This is a genomic window from Paenibacillus sp. 7523-1, assembly GCF_002276415.1.
Lineage (GTDB): Bacteria > Bacillota > Bacilli > Paenibacillales > Paenibacillaceae > Paenibacillus > Paenibacillus illinoisensis_A.
This window is the reverse complement of the sequence record NZ_NPBR01000020.1, coordinates 81941-98335: the sequence shown is the minus strand read 5'-3', so window position 1 is coordinate 98335 and position 16395 is coordinate 81941. Positions and strand designations below refer to the sequence as shown.

Sequence of the window (16395 nt, the reverse complement as noted above, 5' to 3'; positions counted from 1 at the left end):
TATCCCTTGGAATAAAATCACATCTATAGATAGGGGACATGTAACGTGAAAAAGAGGTCTTGGGTATTATCCATTATTATGAGTTTTGTATTGCTGGGCGGGGTATTCGCTCCTGCTGGTTCCTATGCGGCTGCAGCGGAAGACACCACCACTACATATTCGGAAGATAACTACACGGAAGTGGACACGTCGGAACAAGAGCCAATTCCTAGCGCTGAAGAGGAAGATTTCCTGAACTACCTGGATGCACTTGATCTGACAACGGTTTATGAAAAGAAAGCCCTTGATTCCATTGGCAGCACGTATGTTACATCCGCCAACCGCAAATCCATCTTCCTGAAATTGAATAATACTGCGGTTCCCAATTACACCAAGTATGTGTCCATGCTGAAGCAGATCAAGCCGGAGAACGCAGAACTGAAAAAAATCCATGCCAAACTGGTCAAAGGAAGCTATGCACAACTTGAAGGCTATCTGCTGTTCAAGAAATCCGTATCCAAAACCAAAGTAAACAGCGCCCTTCTGAAACAAGGCAATGCCAAAATTGACACAGGCATTAAAATTCTGGAGCAATACAAAAAAGAGATCCAAGCCTACGCCCAAGAACTGGGCTACGATTTTTAATGAAGCAAACTTTAGACGAACAGCCCAAGCGGAAGCATGCACATTCACCTGCCTTCCCATTTAAATAAAATGAGATTTCAGGAAAAAAAAGTGTTTTCTTTTGCCAGGATAATTCGTATAATAGCCGTATAATCAAAAGGCTATGCTGCCGAAAGGTACAACCTCGTGAACAATGGAGGTTGTGCCTTTTTTGCGTTTTCATGGCCAAATATCATCTGAATTTCATCGTATAAGGAGTGATTCAACATGATTCTTGAAGCCATTTACCATCGTCCCAAATTAAACTGGTCCTATGCCTACGACCGGTCCACCATGCACCTGAGGCTGCGTTCCAAGCGCGGAGATCTGGATGCCGTTATCGCCATTACCGGGGATAAATATGCCTGGGAGCAGACCATCACCCACACACCCATGCGGATCTTCGCAAGGGATGAGCTGTTCGATTATTGGGAAGTCGAAACCCAGCCTCCTTACCGGAGACTACGTTACGGCTTCCAGCTGGTCGAGGGCGAGAAAAGCGTCTGGATGACCGAACGCGGATTCGAGGAAGCTCTGCCGGAACATCCGCTGGAATTCTTCGATTTCCCGTTTATGAATCCGGTCGACATTTTTGAACCGCCTGCTTGGGTCAAGGACGCTGTATTTTATCAGATTTTCCCTGAACGCTATGCGAATGGTGATCCTTCCATTAGTCCGAAGAACGCCGAGCCTTGGGGAGGGGAGCCTACACCAGTGAATTTCTTCGGGGGGGATCTGCAGGGTGTGCTTGATCATCTGGATCATCTGAGTCAGCTTGGCGTGAATGCAATCTACTTCTGCCCGCTGTTCGAGGCTACAACCAATCACAAGTACAATACGGCTGACTATATGAAGGTGGACCCTCATTTCGGGACCAATGAACAACTGAAAGAGCTGGTGGATGCCTGTCATCAGCGTGGCATTCGGGTTGTGCTTGATGCAGTCTTCAACCATTCGGGCCGAGAGTTCCCTCCTTTTGCTGACGTATTGGCGAACGGGGCAGCTTCCCCCTATGCGGACTGGTTCTACATCAGGGATTGGCCGCCACGCATTGAAGATGGCATACCGACCTACGATACCTTTGCCTTCGAACCGCTTATGCCGAAGCTGAATACGGAGCATCCCGAGGTTAAGGCCTATCTGCTGGAGGTCGCGCGGTACTGGATTGAGGAAATGGACATCGATGGATGGAGACTGGACGTTGCCAACGAGGTGGATCATCAGTTCTGGCGTGAATTCCGTCAAACAGTAAAGGCTATCAAGCCTGACGCCTATTTGCTCGGCGAGATCTGGCATGATTCGCTGATGTGGCTGCAGGGAGATCAGTTCGATGCGGTGATGAACTACCCATTCACCAACTCGGTGCTGGACTATGCAGTTCACGGCAAGCTGGATGGACTCGGCTTCGCGAATGAGATCGGCAAGCTGCTCGCAGCCTACTCCCAGCCTGTGACCGAAGCTGCCTTCAATCTGCTGGGCAGCCATGATACACCCAGACTGCTTACCCTGTGCGACGGGGATATCCGCAAGATGAAGCTTGCCGTTACAATGCTTCTCACGTACCCAGGGGTACCCTGCATCTATTACGGAGACGAAGTGGGTCTGGATGGCGGATATGATCCCGGCTGCCGCAAATGTATGGAGTGGGATGAAACCAAGCAGAATCTTGAGCTTCTCGACTTCTTTAAGCAGACGATTGCCCTGCGCAAAGCGCACCCTGCACTGCGCAGCACCGAGTTGAAAATTCTCCTTGCCGAAGCTGGAGATCCGGTTATTGCAATGGAACGAGTGGATTCAGCGACGGGCAAACGTTTCCTCATCGTGCTGAACGCTGGTGACGAAGCTTGCAGTGTAGACTTGCCGCTGACAGATCGAAGCGTCTGGCGAGACCTGTTTACGACCACTTCTATAGAAGCGAAACAAAACAGATTATCTGTAAAACTGGAAGCTTACGGCTTCTCCCTGCTGCAGCTCGAAGTGAAACAACCTGCAGAAGCCTGATCACCTGACCGTTCCTATGGCAGCAGTCTAAGACTTAGACATTTCACCGTCCGTGCACCTTATTTCTTGTACTTCATTAATCCCCTTCTTCTTCCGGGCATAAAAAGGGCTGAACGTTGAATAACGTCCAGCCCTTCTCTCTTAAACGTCCCATTAAGCGTTCCAATACCCTAATGAATAATGAAATATCAAACATCCCTCTTCTTAGGATATAAGCTTACGACGATTCCGATTCCAAAGCTGCTGATGTCTCTTCCCTCGCTGCCGCAACTTCATCCATGGGTGAATCAGCTGCTGAAGGTGTTCTGACTTTCTTCATTCTCGAGCTCACAAGCCCCTCTTCCGTAATGACAATTTTCTGTGGAATCTTGTACGGGGGCAGCTTGTCCTGGCAGTACGCCCAGATCAATCGTCGCAGCTCGGCAAGCGTGCCGTCTGTCGCGAGCTTAACGGTGGCCTTCACCTTCTGCCCTGTGATGCTGCTCGGTTCTCCTGTAATCACTGCTGCCTGGATGCAGTCCATCTGTTCCAGAATGCTCTCCACTTCGGCCGGATACACCTTACGCCCGCCTACATTAATGATCTCGGAGCGGCGGCCGAGGATACGGATATACCCCTGTTCCAGTACCGCTTCATCCCCTGTGCGCAGCCATCCGTCGTCGGTAAATGGCGACGGGGCGTTCAGATAACCGATCATGGCTGTTTCTGTCCGGATCTGAAGTTCTCCTTCAACTACCCTGAACTTGACGTGATCATCATGAATGGCAAACAGCAGCGATCCTGGCTCCTTGGAACGTGTCGGCAGAATGCCGAGTTCAGACATACCATAAGCCTGTATCGTTCGTATCCCAGGGAACCGTCGATTCCAGGCGGCCAGTACCGTTTCGGGCATGACCTCTGACCCGTAGGAGACAACTTCAAGACTCGATAGATCGTATGCCTCATCATTTCGGCCGAGCAGCAGCAGATTCATGAATGTTGGAGAAACCGGGAGAGCCTGAACTCGATGCTTCTCAATCGTCCGGCATACTTCCTCGGGGGAACGATCCGCAATAATGCACAGGCAGCCTCCACTGGACAGCGATTGCAGCATTGTATTTACCCCGCCGATATGGTCAAACATCATAAACGGAATCGTTCGCAATGGCCGCACCTGCCGCCGGAAACGCTGTAAGAGCCGATCTGCACGATGAACCGTGGCCTTGCTCACACCGGTCGATCCGGATGAGAAGAGCACGAGTCCACCCACACCTTCCTGCTCAAGCGCAGCCAGTAAAGCAGGACGTGAACAGGCATCAGACTCATCCCGGATCGATAACCTGCCATTTTCAATACCAAGACGCCACTTCACCTGTGCCAGCCGAATATATTCCTGCCGCTTGGCTTCAACCAGATGAAGGTCCATGGGCAGCACAATGCATCCCTTTCCAAGAAGTGCAATGAACGCTGCGGCCGCATAGGGAGAGTAGTCTTCCTCCAGCGTTACGAGCTGCCCATGCAGTCCTTCTGCCGCAATCCATTCATCCATCATCACGATCTGCTCGAGCAGCCATGCGTAGCTATACTCCCGATCTTCCCAGATGAATGCGGGACGCGCGCCTTGTTCTGCGAATCTCTCCAGCAGGAATTGAATGCTCATCCCGCATCCTCCTCCTGATCAGGCAGCCATTGACGTTCAAGATAGTCCACCAGCGATCCAACCGTTTGATACGGGCTCTCCGGCAATGAGGCTGCGGCCATCTCGGAAAGTGCAGCTCCTGCTCCAGTTCCCCATTCGTCTTCAAGCCCCTGTTCGACGACAGCAAGCAAGGACACCAGCTCCAGTGAATCCAGTTGTCCATCCCGGCCATATAGCGGTGCATTCCCACCCTTGTCGAGGGGTATGGTCGTATTATGATACGCATTCAGTTCCCGGCAGCTATCCAGCACAATGCGGAGCAGGGCATCCCTGTAGCCATTTTCGGTTCGCGGGGCCATCTGCCGATTGAAGCATGCCTCCTGCGGAACAGCACTTCGGAGAGCTTCGTACCAGCGCCATTCATCGGCGATCAACTGGTGTATTACGCTTGTTAGCTGTACCCGCCAATCCGCCCGCTGCTTGATCCGACTGACCTGAAGCAATTGGTTTGCTTTCTCCCACCGTTCAATGATTGCATCAAACGCTACGGAATACTGATCCAGTGGAGAACCAAGCCATAGTGCGGCTTCTTGAAGCAGATCCCGGAGAAAATAGCGGCTCCAGCGCATATCGAACAGCAGACCCGCTATCAGCGTGTCATTCGGTTGATTCCCTAAATTCCCTTCCTCCCACTCCTGCAGTGCCTTCATCAAATGAAGGGACACGCCCTGTCCAAAATGATAGCTGCGCTCCCCTTGGGTAATGGTCCTACCCGTCATAAATTCACTGATCTGTGTCCCCAGCGCCTGGGTCAACATCTCACGATAACCGGAGGAATCAAGCTTTCCGGTTGCGCGGACGTCCATGGTGCCATAGGTACGCAGCTTCTCCTTGCGCTTCGCAGGAGCTAGCTCGGGTATGCTTTGGTTTCCTTTCCAGAATTCATGAAAGGCTTCTTGGGAGACCTTTCCGATATATTTCGAGGGAACCGGATCATAGACGTGAAAATGCTCATCATCGATGCCATACACTGCAATCCAGTGATCTACCAGATGCAGACGAGAGCCTGGTTTGACATGTTTGCGGATGTACTCGGGGTTCTGATAATCTTCGCAATAAGGCAGATGATAACTAGTTCCCGTAGCGAGAAAAAGTCCGCCTTCGCCTATATGCTGCCGCATATGCACCTTCCCCTCCTCGAAGCTGCCCAGCTCCCGCTGGCCATACATCTCCCAGATCGGTTCCTCATAGTCCAGCTTGTGAAAATAAGGCTTCACCAGTCCGTTATCCGCGCACGAAGGGAGGCAGTATAATCGGCTTGCGGCGAGCAGAGCCAGGCTGCTGATCGACCCTTGCCGTAGAAGCACCTCATGAATCAGAGGAAAGTTGCAGGGATAGTAGTACGGGATGTCCATTACTGGAGCGAACGATTGGATCATCATCATTGGCCTCCTGTTCCCGCTTTGGCAGTCGAACTGCCCCAAGACTGAATGCTGTAATGTACTGACAAGTTATCTGTTGCCCGAATGACCCGATTGGCTACGGAGTTGCCATTCATGTCCGTCTCAAAGCGCCGGAAACCGCGTGTGAACCGAAAGGAAAAACCACTATCGCGTGGAACACGGTAACAGCCTTCATAACGCCCCGTTCCCGTGCGAACCAGCTTCATGCCCATCCCTCCATAAATGGATTCAGCAGGCTCTTCTTCATGTTCCACTTCAGCAGAGATACACACCTCAACGTGAGCAGATAGTTCAGGAACAACGGTATACTGACGGGTCGTCGATAATTCTCCTACGGTCAGGGTGATGAGCGCACTGCCTGGGCCGACAGGCACCAATTCACCATTCGGACGTACTTGAAGCACATGCGGATGACTTGTTGTATAGCTCCCTTCGAGCAGGCTCTGTACCCATCCGCTATCATAGTGGAGTCGTGCATTAATGCACGTGTTCATTCCACCGGATAAACCAATGATCTCTCTGCCTTGCATTTCCAATGCCATAGGTTGGCCTACTTCGCCGAACATGTACAGTAACGGAAGGTAGACGCGTGCGCCCCAATCGGATTCCTGATGGCAGGCTTCCGGTTGCTCCAGAAAAGCCATGCGATCCCGAGTTCCGATCCCTCTCTCAAGTAATTCATGAGCAACCTTTCTTACCTGGGAGGGCTGAAAGAGTCCTTCTGCATCCCCAATGTCCATCCACATTTGGACGTCTGGCACCTTATCCGGCAAGCGATACATGGCTTCCTCCAACAGACCGCTGTCCGACCATTCATCCAGCTGCACATCTACCAAAAACGGCGACATCATTATCAGTTTGCCGAATACCTCCGGATTCCGCATGCCCATATGAAGTGTACATAGTGCCGCTGCTGATGAACCAAGCAGCCCTGTATTGGACTTGTCCGGAAGCGTACGGTATCGATGGTCGATCAGTGGCTTCAATTCATGAATGATGAAATGCTCGTATGCGATCCCTGAACAACCCACACTTATGGCTTCCCTCTCGGGTGCAATGAAGTGATATAACTCGTTGTGCGTAACCGGGCGAACATGTGCAATGCCAACCATAATCAGTGGCTCGATCCGCCCGGCGGTAATTAGCTCGTCCACCGCTCGATCCATATGCCACGTTTCATTACCGGGTCCAGATGGACCAAAAGCCCGCTGACCAGCATGAACATACAGAACAGGATAATGGCGATCCGTCTGCTCCTGATAACCTGGCGGGAGGTAAACATAAATATTGCGGACATTGCCCAGCTGTGACGCACGAATACCTTCCAGACATTCAATGACCGAATGCGTGCTCAATGGATCATCAACCGCCTCTCATCTCCGAATTGCTCCGAATCATACATGATTCAGGTACCCTACGTTCCCCTCATTCCATCCCCGCCATGGCTGCATGCACAAACAACCCCGCCTCAGTAGAGACGGGGTTGTTTCAAGACACATCAATGTCCTAAAATACATGGCCCTCATATTGGTGGATCTGCGAATAGTTTAAGTCCCGGATCGTCATTTGTAAATATAAAAATAGAAAAAAAATGCTTCTAAAAAAGTTATTGACATAACTGTAATTATTTCTTACGATAACGATGTGATCATAACTCGAGGGCCATGCTTTTAAACCCAAGCGGTTTAGGACAACCCCGGTAACTCCCCAGGAGATACCGGGGTTGTTGGCGTGTCGAAGGAGGGAAGTCTTTAAGCCACAAGAATGTCTCCTCGTACAATTGTAAGCGCTATTATTTAAGAGCCAGGTTAGTTGTTTTTGTTGAAAACTACTACATTCATGAAGGGTGGATTACCATGTTTCAAATGGCCAAACGCGTTCTCCTCAGTACCACGCTAACGTTCAGCATGCTTGCCGGCAGTGCATTGCCTTTCCTGCCTGCTTCCGCGATTTATGCCGATGCGGATACGGCTGTCACCAACAAGCAAAATTTCAGTACCGATGTCATCTATCAAGTTTTTACGGACCGGTTTCTGGATGGTAACCCATCCAACAACCCTACCGGGGCTGCCTTTGATGGCACATGCAGCAACCTGAAGCTGTACTGCGGAGGCGACTGGCAGGGGCTGATTAACAAAATCAATGACAACTATTTCAGTGACCTGGGTGTCACAGCCCTCTGGATCTCCCAGCCTGTCGAAAATATTTTTGCAACCATCAATTACAGTGGTGTAACCAACACTGCTTATCACGGCTATTGGGCACGGGATTTCAAGAAGACCAATCCATATTTCGGAACCATGACCGATTTTCAGAATCTGGTAACCACCGCACATGCTAAAGGCATCAAAATCATTATTGATTTTGCGCCAAACCATACGTCCCCTGCCATGGAAACCGATACCTCCTTCGCTGAGAATGGCAAGCTGTACGATAACGGCAACCTGGTTGGCGGGTACACCAATGATACGAACGGATATTTCCACCACAATGGCGGCTCCGATTTCTCCACTCTTGAGAATGGCATTTACAAAAACCTCTACGATCTGGCCGATCTGAATCACAATAACAGCACGATCGATACATATTTCAAAGACGCCATCAAGCTGTGGCTGGATATGGGCGTGGACGGCATCCGTGTCGATGCGGTGAAGCACATGCCTCAGGGCTGGCAGAAGAACTGGATGTCATCCATCTATGCACACAAGCCGGTATTTACCTTCGGCGAATGGTTCCTGGGATCTGCTGCACCCGATGCGGATAACACAGATTTTGCCAACGAATCCGGCATGAGTTTGCTTGATTTCCGTTTCAATTCGGCTGTGCGCAACGTGTTCCGGGATAACACATCCAACATGTACGCGCTGGATTCCATGCTTACGGCTACGGCAGCAGATTACAATCAAGTGAATGACCAAGTCACTTTCATTGACAACCATGATATGGACCGTTTCAAAACAAGTGCGGTGAACAACCGTCGCCTGGAACAGGCTCTGGCCTTCACGCTGACATCACGCGGCGTACCTGCCATCTATTATGGTACCGAGCAGTATCTGACCGGGAACGGCGATCCGGATAACCGGGGCAAAATGCCTTCCTTCTCCAAATCGACTACAGCGTTCAGCGTCATCAGCAAGCTGGCACCTCTGCGCAAATCCAACCCGGCGATTGCCTACGGTTCCACACAACAGCGCTGGATCAACAATGATGTATATATCTATGAGCGCAAGTTTGGCAAAAGCGTTGCCGTCGTGGCCGTTAACCGCAATCTCACGACGCCAACCAGTATCACCAACCTGAATACGTCGCTTCCATCAGGAACATACACCGATGTGCTGGGCGGCGTGCTGAACGGAAACAATGTTACTTCCAGCGGAGGCAATATTTCTTCCTTCACGCTCGCAGCAGGAGCTACCGCTGTGTGGCAGTATACGGCAAGTGAAACGACGCCGACCATCGGTCACGTTGGCCCTGTAATGGGCAAACCAGGTAACGTCGTTACCATCGACGGACGCGGGTTCGGCTCTGCCAAAGGTACCGTCTACTTCGGTACAACAGCCGTTACGGGCTCAGCCATCACTTCCTGGGAAGACACTCAAATTAAAGTCACTATTCCACCAGTAGCAGGCGGTGACTATGCAGTGAAAGTAGCTGCCAATGGTGTGAACAGCAACGCCTATAACGATTTCACCATCCTTAGCGGCGATCAGGTATCGGTTCGGTTCGTCATCAATAATGCCACAACCGCGCTGGGTGAGAATATCTACCTGACAGGCAACGTGTCCGAACTCGGTAACTGGACCACAGGTTCAGCTTCTATTGGACCGGCTTTCAATCAGGTCATTCACGCCTACCCGACTTGGTATTATGACGTAAGTGTTCCAGCCGGGAAACAGCTGGAATTCAAGTTCTTTAAGAAAAACGGCGCTACCATTACGTGGGAGGGTGGATCCAATCACACCTTTACAACCCCGACGAGTGGTACAGCCACAGTAACGGTAAACTGGCAATAACTAGCCATGATTCATTAAGGAAGCCCGGAGCAGCGCTTATACAGCGTACGCTCCGGGTTTTGACGTTTAATCTGTTTCTGGTTTATCGGTACGTTCGAATGGACTTCAATGTGGTTGCCGCAAGAATTCCGGTTGCGAGCAGCAGCATACCGAGTCCCTCCAGCACCGCCGCTGCACCCCACTGATCAGCCATCACCGAGACAACTGTCAATCCCAGGATAGGCGCCGTGCTTGTAATTGTACCGACAACACCATAGATTCTCCCCTGCAGCTCATCGGGTACCGCTGTTCTTAGCATGATCTGGGTGAGCATCGTGCAGCAGGCAAACATCGCTCCCCCGCCCATGATGAGCGGAAGTGCCATCATGGGCGAAGTTACCTGGGACAGGAGAATATAGAGCGGCCCCAGTACCAGCAGACCGATAAATACCCATCGTCCTCTTCGCTTCATTCGTTTCCCCGATGCGATCAACACCCCCGATCCAATCATATAACCAAGCGGAATACAGGTTTCAATCAATCCAAACTGCACGGGGTCTGCCTCCCATACCTTGACTGCCATCACCTGAACAAGCATCATGGCCGACATGAAAAATAAAATCAGCAGTGGATTAAGCAATACGATCGACCGAATTAGAGGACTGCGGTAGATATAGGAGAATGATCCCCGCCATTCTTGAACAAAGGTCGTCTTCTGGTCTTCAGATCGTCGGATCTCTGGGAAGCGACCGGCCATCAGCACGCAGACCGCCGACAAAAGAAAGGTTGCTCCCGTGATCAATATGGCGACAAACCCGCCAAAGGCGGCAACCGCGATCCCGGCTGCAGCAAGCCCGCTGATTCGGGCCAGGTTATCCACCAGATGGATGGCTCCCGTAGCTTGCTGAATGTGCTCTCTGCCCACCATGCTTGCCACAGACGCGTGGAATGCAGGCGCCTGAAACAGACTGGAGAACATGGAAAGCGAGAGCATCAGCAGCAGCACAGGAAATGGTGCATGCAGCCCAAACAAACTAACCGCGATGAATATGGCCATCACGCCCCGAAATACATCCGAGGTCAGCATCAGCTTCCGGCGATCCAACCGATCAGCAACGGTACCTGCGAATGATCCAAATAAAAAACTGACTGCCATGTTGCAGATCTGTACGGCAGCCATGCTCTTGGCACTTCCAGTTGTCTGGAGCACCCATAGACTGATGGCAATGCCGTTAAAGCAGTCTCCGAACACGGAGATGCCGTAACCATATAAAATCCTGCGGAAGGTGACATGCTGCCAGAGCTTTGGAGGAACCTTGTTTTCTTCGCCCAGCAAGGCTTGTCCATCTTGATATCCAATCGCCTCGGGCTCAGTGGACGGTATTATTCCCATACATCCCTTTCCTCCCCAAATTATGATGGAGCCCTATGCAAAATCAGGCACTTCCGTTGTCATGTCCGTCGAAAAGAGACATGACATGGCGGAAGTGCCTGAATGTACGGCCGCGTAGAGGCGGCCATCTATGCTGTTACTGGCACGGCATTATCCTTTAGAAGCACCTGTAGTGAGCCCCTGGACCAGGAAGCGCTGGAGGAACACGAACAGCAGCGTAATCGGTATCGCGATCAGCACAGCCCCTGCGGCAAACATGGTGAAGTTACTGTCCTGGTACCGATTAACCAGGTCCCACATGCCTACTGCAAGCGTCCAGTTTTCCTTCGTCCGAAGAACCAGGCGGGCGAAGATGAAATCCATCCATGCACCAGTGAAGCTGGTTAGCGCCACATAGGTCAGCATCGGTTTGGATAACGGCAGGATGATGCTGGTGAACACCTTCAGATGACTCGCACCATCAATGCGTGCTGCCTCATCCAGACTGCGCGGGATCGTATCGAAGAATCCTTTGACGATAAATCCGCCGAGTACCGCTCCGGAAGAATACACCAGGATTAACGCGGCATGCGTATCGAGCAGCTTGATCTGCAGCAGAATGATATAGATCGCGATCATACTCATAAAGCTCGGGAACATGCCTAGGATCAGCATGGTGGAGAGAATCGTTTGCCGCCCCCTGAAACGGAAACGGGATAGGGCATACATCCCGAGCGTCACCATCAGCGTGGAGAAGATCATGGTGAAAAAGGCAATTTTCAGCGTGTTCAGATACCACCTGCCATACATGAAGGATGGATTGTTGAACAATTCTCCATAGTGGGACAAGGTAAAGGCTTCTGGCCATAAGCGCTCGCTGAACAGTGCCGCACCAGGTCGCAGGGAAGAGAGAAAGATCCACAATACCGGATAGATGGAAACCACGGCGATGATAATCAGCAGCACATAACTAAGGGTTAGGCGCAGCGGGTTATTACGTTTCTTCATTGAATCATGTCCTCCTCCTTAAACGATTTGGAGCGACGGAAATTCCAGATGGAAAACGACGCGATAATAATGAAGATGATGATGCCCACCGCTGAAGCCATGTTGTATTTGTTGTTGTCCAGCGTAAGCTTGTAGAGCCAGGTCACCAGCAGGTCTGTTGCCCCTGCATACTGGTAGTCGCCTCGTAACGGATTACCGTTGGTCAGCAGGAAGATGACATTGAAATTGTTGAAGTTTCCGGCAAATTGCATGATAAGCACCGGAGTTGTTGCAAAAAGGATGAATGGCATCGTGATGATCCGGAATTTCTGGAATGCGGATGCTCCATCCACTTCAGCGGCCTCATACAGATCACGTGGAATCGCCGTCAGAATGCCAAGGATCAGTACCATGCTGACCGGAATACCGATCCACATGTTAACAACAATGACCGTGACCTTGGCCCAGAATGGATCAGTTAGCCAGGGCAGTCCCTCCAGACCAAAAGCTCTCATATACGTATTGATTGGACCGAATTGACCATTGAACAGGTTCCGCATGAGCAGCAAGGAAATGATCTGTGGTATGGCATAAGGGAGAATGAAGATCGTCCGCCACAGCTTTTTGAACCGGATGCCCCGCTGCTCAATCAGCAGCGCTACAAGTACCCCGCCAAAATAAGTGGTCACGGTTGCGAGTATCGCCCATATAACCGTCCATGTTAATACGCCATAAAAGGTATGACTCCATGATTTGAGCTGAATCAGGTCGCTAAATGTCTTGAACCCTACCCAATCCACGAGCTTGGCAGGCGGAATATGATCCGGTGCCGAGTAGTTGGTAAACGCCAGGGTGATTGTAAACAGGATCGGCATGATCGTGAAGAACAGTACCCCCAGAGCCGGAATGGACAAAAACAGATACGGGAAATTTTTGTCCATCATGTTACGGAGTGAAGCTGCCGCTCCCAGTGTTTTCTTTCCTTCCTCCCTCGCAAGTCCCGTAAGGTACGCATCACGGATGTTCAGGATGTAGACAATGATAAACACAAAAAACACGAGCAGCACAATAATTCCCTCTAACAGTAAAAAGATGGAATGGTCGCCCCGTTGAAGCACCGTAGACCCATTCACTTTGACAAAACGCTGCGTATTTTCCCCCAGTGTCCATATTCCCCATACGGCCTGCGACAGGCGGGGAAGCAGGTAAGCAAGACCTGCCCCCTCCAGTAACAGTAGGCAAATTCCCTTGATCCATTGCCGATTGTACAGCTGTCCTAGACCTTGCAGTATGATCGATAATATGGCCGCTGTCATCCGGTGCTGCTTTTCCCTGCTGGGCGGAGCAGACACCGGGACATGCTGCTGTTTCATTCGCTCTCTCCTCCCCACCTTCTCCAAACCAGGTGCTTCATCCGATTATTGAACCGTTGCAAGGCTCTCCTGGATCTGCTTCACGGCGTTATCCAGCGACGCCTTCACATCCTTGCCGCCATCCCAGATATCCGTCATGGCTGATGTAATCGGACCCCAGACGCTATCCATTGCTGGAAGCGAAGGCATCGGCGTTGAATTGTTGAACTGCTCAAGGAACGCCTTGTTGATCGGATCCTCCTGCACCTTCGGATCGGCTGCCACGTTGGCGTTGGCAGGAAGCGTGCCGTTCATTTCAAAGTTGGTCATCTGTGCTTCTTCATTGGAGAGGAAAGCCGCGAAGAGTTTGGCTGCATTCGGATATTGCGTAAATGCATTGACGTAATAGGCTTTCACGCCAGAAAAGGATGTCATTGGTTTGCCATCGATTGCTGGGAGTGGTGCAACACCGAAATCAATACCTGCATTGCGATAGTCGGCAATCGTCCAAGGACCGTTAATGTCCATAGCCAGCTTCCCACTGGAGAACAATCCTTTTTTGATATCATAGTTCACGTCACCCATCTTGAGCGGCAGCACTTCCGACTTCAGTGTCTTCAGGAACTCCCCACCCTTCTGGGCTCCTTCATTATTCAGGCCAAGATCTTCGCTGTTCATTCCGTTATCCCCGAAAATATAGCCGCCTTGGGAAGCCAGGAACGCATAATTGTAATAGAACTGCTGCAGCTCCCACATGAGGGCATATTGGTTGGATTTCACGTCATTAAAATTTTTGGCGAAGCTGACAATATCCTCAAAATTCTTCGGTGCTTCCGGATACAGTGCCTTGTTATAGAAGAGAGCATACGTTTCCACGCTGTACGGATATCCATATAAAATGTCCTTAAACGTTACGGCCTTCAGCGCATTTTCGCTGGTGTTCGCTACGGTCTCTGCTTCAAAAATATCATTCGGTAAAATGAGACCCGCCTCTGAAGCGCTTCCAATCTTGTCATGTGGGAATACGACCACATCTGCTGCGAGTCCTGCCGGACCGTCCGTTGTCAGCTTGGTTACCTGATCGGTAGGAGGCAGCTCCTCCATCTTCACGGTTACACCATACTTTTCCTCAAACAGCCTGGCTCTCTCCTCTACAAAACTCTGTTGGTTCTTATCTTCCCAGATGACCAAAGTTGCGCCTTCCTCCGGCTGAAGATTCTCTGCCGTCAGCTCCACAACTTCCTCTGGATTCTCGCTTCCCCCCGCTGCCGGAGAGGTCGTTCCACCTCCAGCCGAGCATGCGGCCAATGTAAAGGCCATGATGACAGACAATGTTGCCCCTTGCCATTTTCTCATGTAAATGTCCCCTTTCCTCTGTTTGGTTCAACCAGTCTCGCGCTTTCCACCCTTGATTGGTACAAATGATGCAGGTTTTGCAATCCATGTTCGCTTTTGCACAAACGTTTGCTCAAATGGAAGACAAGGATACTCCTAAGTATGTATTCAGGGAGAAATATTCTAAGATGTAGGCTAAATCCACTTATGTAAGCGCTACAACAACAATCAAATCATACAATATCAGGCTTTCTTTGCACAAACGTTTGCACAAGCCATATTTGTTCAATTTCATCCATATTTCTTGTTCTAACGCCAGTAATTTCCTGTTTGCTTGATCTGTCTTCTTCTTCCTTATTTTTACTTCTTCTGTATCCTCCATGCTGTAGTTTGCAATTGATTTATCGAATCTGTTGCATTACCATAGGAGAATGTTGAAATGATGGATCAGAAGGGATTTTTTACATGATTACGATCAAAGATATTGCCAAAATGGCGGGTGTCTCCCCTTCTACAGTTTCACGGGTGATTTCCAACCATCCCAGAATCAGCACCGAGACGTCTCTCAAAGTGAAGCAAATTATGAAAGAACTGAATTACCATCCCAATATCATGGCCAAGAGCCTTGTATCCAAAACAACCCAAACTCTCGGCATTATGCTTCCACGTCCTGCAGAAGAGCTGTTTCAGAACTACTTTTTCGGAGAGCTGCTGCGAGGAATTATTACGCATGCCACCCGCATGAATTATGAACTGCTGCTGACCACCGAAACGTCATCAGACAATGAACTGCACGCCATTTCCCGCCTGGTTCATGGACGAAGAGTGGATGGCATTCTGCTGTTAGGCTCCAAACGGGACGATCCAATCATCTCCTTTTTGGAAGAGGAAAAGTTCCCTTTCGTACTGATCGGACGCAGCGAGGCTCACCCGGACGCACCCATGGTCGATAACGATAACGTACAGACCGCTTATGATGCGACCCAGCATTTAATTGCTCAAGGGCATACACGGATTGGATTCGTCAGCGGCCCACCGGACATTACATTATCGCATGACCGCATGCAAGGATACCAAAAGGCACTTGCCGAAGCGGGACTTCATACCAATAATGACTGGATTGTGGAAGGTGAATTTCTACAAGAGAGCGGATTCCGAGCGATGTCATTGTTCATGGCCCTGCCGGACAGACCTACCGCCATCGTTGTGATTGATGACAATGTTGCTTTTGGCGTACTGAGAGCTCTTGCCGAACTAGGTTATCGTGTACCTGAAGATATCAGCGTGGTCAGCTTTAACAACATCGCCTTATCGGAACTGGCTTCTCCGCCCCTAAGCTCCATCGATATTGGAACTTACCAGCTTGGTTATACTGCCGTTCAAGTGTTGTTGAAAATTCTGAACAGGGAAACGCTGCCTCAGAATCCGGTCATTATTCCGCATCGTTTAATTGTGCGCGAATCTTCTCTCTTTTCGAAGTCTAAACCTGCCTCCATTTAAACGATTTTCGAAATTCCATGCAGCAATGCAAACGTTTGTCCTATTTCTTGAAATACCTTCGGTTAGTAACAATGGGTAGCAGCAAAAAAAGAAGCCGCAGCATGCGGCTTCCTGTTTACATATCATTATTCGG

At 50.3% G+C, this 16395-nt stretch carries 12 protein-coding genes; 4 read left to right on the top strand and 8 right to left on the bottom strand.

The window, feature by feature from the left end; all coding sequences use genetic code 11:
* Nucleotides 1–45: 45 nt before the first annotated feature.
* Both CHH60_RS21570 and CHH60_RS21565 read left to right on the top strand, forming a co-directional pair.
* Nucleotides 46–624, top strand: coding sequence for a hypothetical protein (locus CHH60_RS21570; protein ID WP_095361083.1), 579 nt, complete (start codon nt 46–48; stop codon nt 622–624).
* A 246-nt stretch (nt 625–870) separates the two neighbouring features.
* Nucleotides 871–2643 (top strand): alpha-glycosidase, encoded by a 1773-nt coding sequence (locus tag CHH60_RS21565; RefSeq protein WP_095361082.1) that lies wholly within the window; start codon nt 871–873, stop codon nt 2641–2643.
* A gap of 217 nt (nt 2644–2860) precedes the next feature.
* Here the strand turns inward: CHH60_RS21565 and CHH60_RS21560 are convergent, their stop codons facing one another.
* From CHH60_RS21560 to CHH60_RS21550, 3 genes are read right to left on the bottom strand one after another with little or no spacing between them, the layout of a single operon-like run.
* Nucleotides 2861–4282, bottom strand: a complete 1422-nt coding sequence (locus CHH60_RS21560; protein WP_095361081.1) for a class I adenylate-forming enzyme family protein — start codon at nt 4280–4282, stop codon at nt 2861–2863.
* The gene (locus CHH60_RS21555; RefSeq protein ID WP_095361080.1) at nt 4279–5703 is read right to left on the bottom strand and encodes a hypothetical protein; all 1425 of its coding nucleotides are present in this window, start codon (nt 5701–5703) and stop codon (nt 4279–4281) included. The genes CHH60_RS21560 and CHH60_RS21555 overlap by 4 nt, the downstream gene beginning before the upstream one ends.
* Complete coding sequence (locus CHH60_RS21550; protein WP_095361079.1) at nt 5703–7079, bottom strand: alpha/beta hydrolase; 1377 nt, start codon at nt 7077–7079, stop codon at nt 5703–5705. Before CHH60_RS21550 ends, CHH60_RS21555 begins: the two co-directional genes overlap by 1 nt.
* Before the next feature lie 552 nt (nt 7080–7631).
* On the opposite strand from CHH60_RS21550, the gene CHH60_RS21545 reads away from it, so the two are divergent.
* Nucleotides 7632–9737, top strand: a complete 2106-nt coding sequence (locus tag CHH60_RS21545) for an alpha-amylase family glycosyl hydrolase (protein ID WP_441339408.1) — start codon at nt 7632–7634, stop codon at nt 9735–9737.
* Between the two features lie 82 nt (nt 9738–9819).
* Here CHH60_RS21545 and CHH60_RS21540 read toward each other — a convergent pair whose 3' ends face one another.
* From CHH60_RS21540 to CHH60_RS29930, 5 genes are all read right to left on the bottom strand, one after another.
* The gene (locus tag CHH60_RS21540) at nt 9820–11109 is read right to left on the bottom strand and encodes an MFS transporter (protein ID WP_095361078.1); all 1290 of its coding nucleotides are present in this window, start codon (nt 11107–11109) and stop codon (nt 9820–9822) included.
* 150 nt (nt 11110–11259) lie between these two features.
* On the bottom strand, nt 11260–12096 hold the full coding sequence (locus CHH60_RS21535; protein ID WP_095361077.1) for a sugar ABC transporter permease: 837 nt from the start codon (nt 12094–12096) through the stop codon (nt 11260–11262).
* Complete coding sequence (locus tag CHH60_RS21530) at nt 12093–13448, bottom strand: sugar ABC transporter permease (protein WP_095361076.1); 1356 nt, start codon at nt 13446–13448, stop codon at nt 12093–12095. Before CHH60_RS21530 ends, CHH60_RS21535 begins: the two co-directional genes overlap by 4 nt.
* A 45-nt stretch (nt 13449–13493) precedes the next feature.
* Nucleotides 13494–14783, bottom strand: coding sequence for a sugar ABC transporter substrate-binding protein (locus CHH60_RS21525; RefSeq protein WP_095361075.1), 1290 nt, complete (start codon nt 14781–14783; stop codon nt 13494–13496).
* Between the two features lie 184 nt (nt 14784–14967).
* The gene (locus CHH60_RS29930; RefSeq protein WP_176476160.1) at nt 14968–15144 is read right to left on the bottom strand and encodes a hypothetical protein; all 177 of its coding nucleotides are present in this window, start codon (nt 15142–15144) and stop codon (nt 14968–14970) included.
* Between the two features lie 83 nt (nt 15145–15227).
* Here CHH60_RS29930 and CHH60_RS21520 point away from each other — a divergent pair, with 83 nt between their 5' ends.
* Nucleotides 15228–16262 carry a LacI family DNA-binding transcriptional regulator gene (locus CHH60_RS21520; protein WP_095361074.1) on the top strand — a complete coding sequence of 345 codons (1035 nt, stop codon included), beginning with the start codon at nt 15228–15230 and terminating at the stop codon, nt 16260–16262.
* Nucleotides 16263–16395 lie beyond the last annotated feature (133 nt).

Bases quoted from the DNA above. Each gene is read 5' to 3' on its own strand.
- CHH60_RS21520 (WP_095361074.1), top strand. From the start codon at position 15,228: ATGATTACGATCAAAGATATTGCCAAAATGGCGGGTGTCTCCCCTTCT.
- CHH60_RS21545 (WP_441339408.1), top strand. From the start codon at position 7,632: ATGCTTGCCGGCAGTGCATTGCCTTTCCTGCCTGCTTCCGCGATTTAT.
- CHH60_RS21555 (WP_095361080.1), bottom strand. From the start codon at position 5,703: ATGATGATCCAATCGTTCGCTCCAGTAATGGACATCCCGTACTACTAT.
- CHH60_RS21565 (WP_095361082.1), top strand. From the start codon at position 871: ATGATTCTTGAAGCCATTTACCATCGTCCCAAATTAAACTGGTCCTAT.
- CHH60_RS21560 (WP_095361081.1), bottom strand. From the start codon at position 4,282: ATGAGCATTCAATTCCTGCTGGAGAGATTCGCAGAACAAGGCGCGCGT.
- CHH60_RS21535 (WP_095361077.1), bottom strand. From the start codon at position 12,096: ATGAAGAAACGTAATAACCCGCTGCGCCTAACCCTTAGTTATGTGCTG.
- CHH60_RS29930 (WP_176476160.1), bottom strand. From the start codon at position 15,144: ATGGAGGATACAGAAGAAGTAAAAATAAGGAAGAAGAAGACAGATCAA.
- CHH60_RS21540 (WP_095361078.1), bottom strand. From the start codon at position 11,109: ATGGGAATAATACCGTCCACTGAGCCCGAGGCGATTGGATATCAAGAT.
- CHH60_RS21530 (WP_095361076.1), bottom strand. From the start codon at position 13,448: ATGAAACAGCAGCATGTCCCGGTGTCTGCTCCGCCCAGCAGGGAAAAG.
- CHH60_RS21525 (WP_095361075.1), bottom strand. From the start codon at position 14,783: ATGAGAAAATGGCAAGGGGCAACATTGTCTGTCATCATGGCCTTTACA.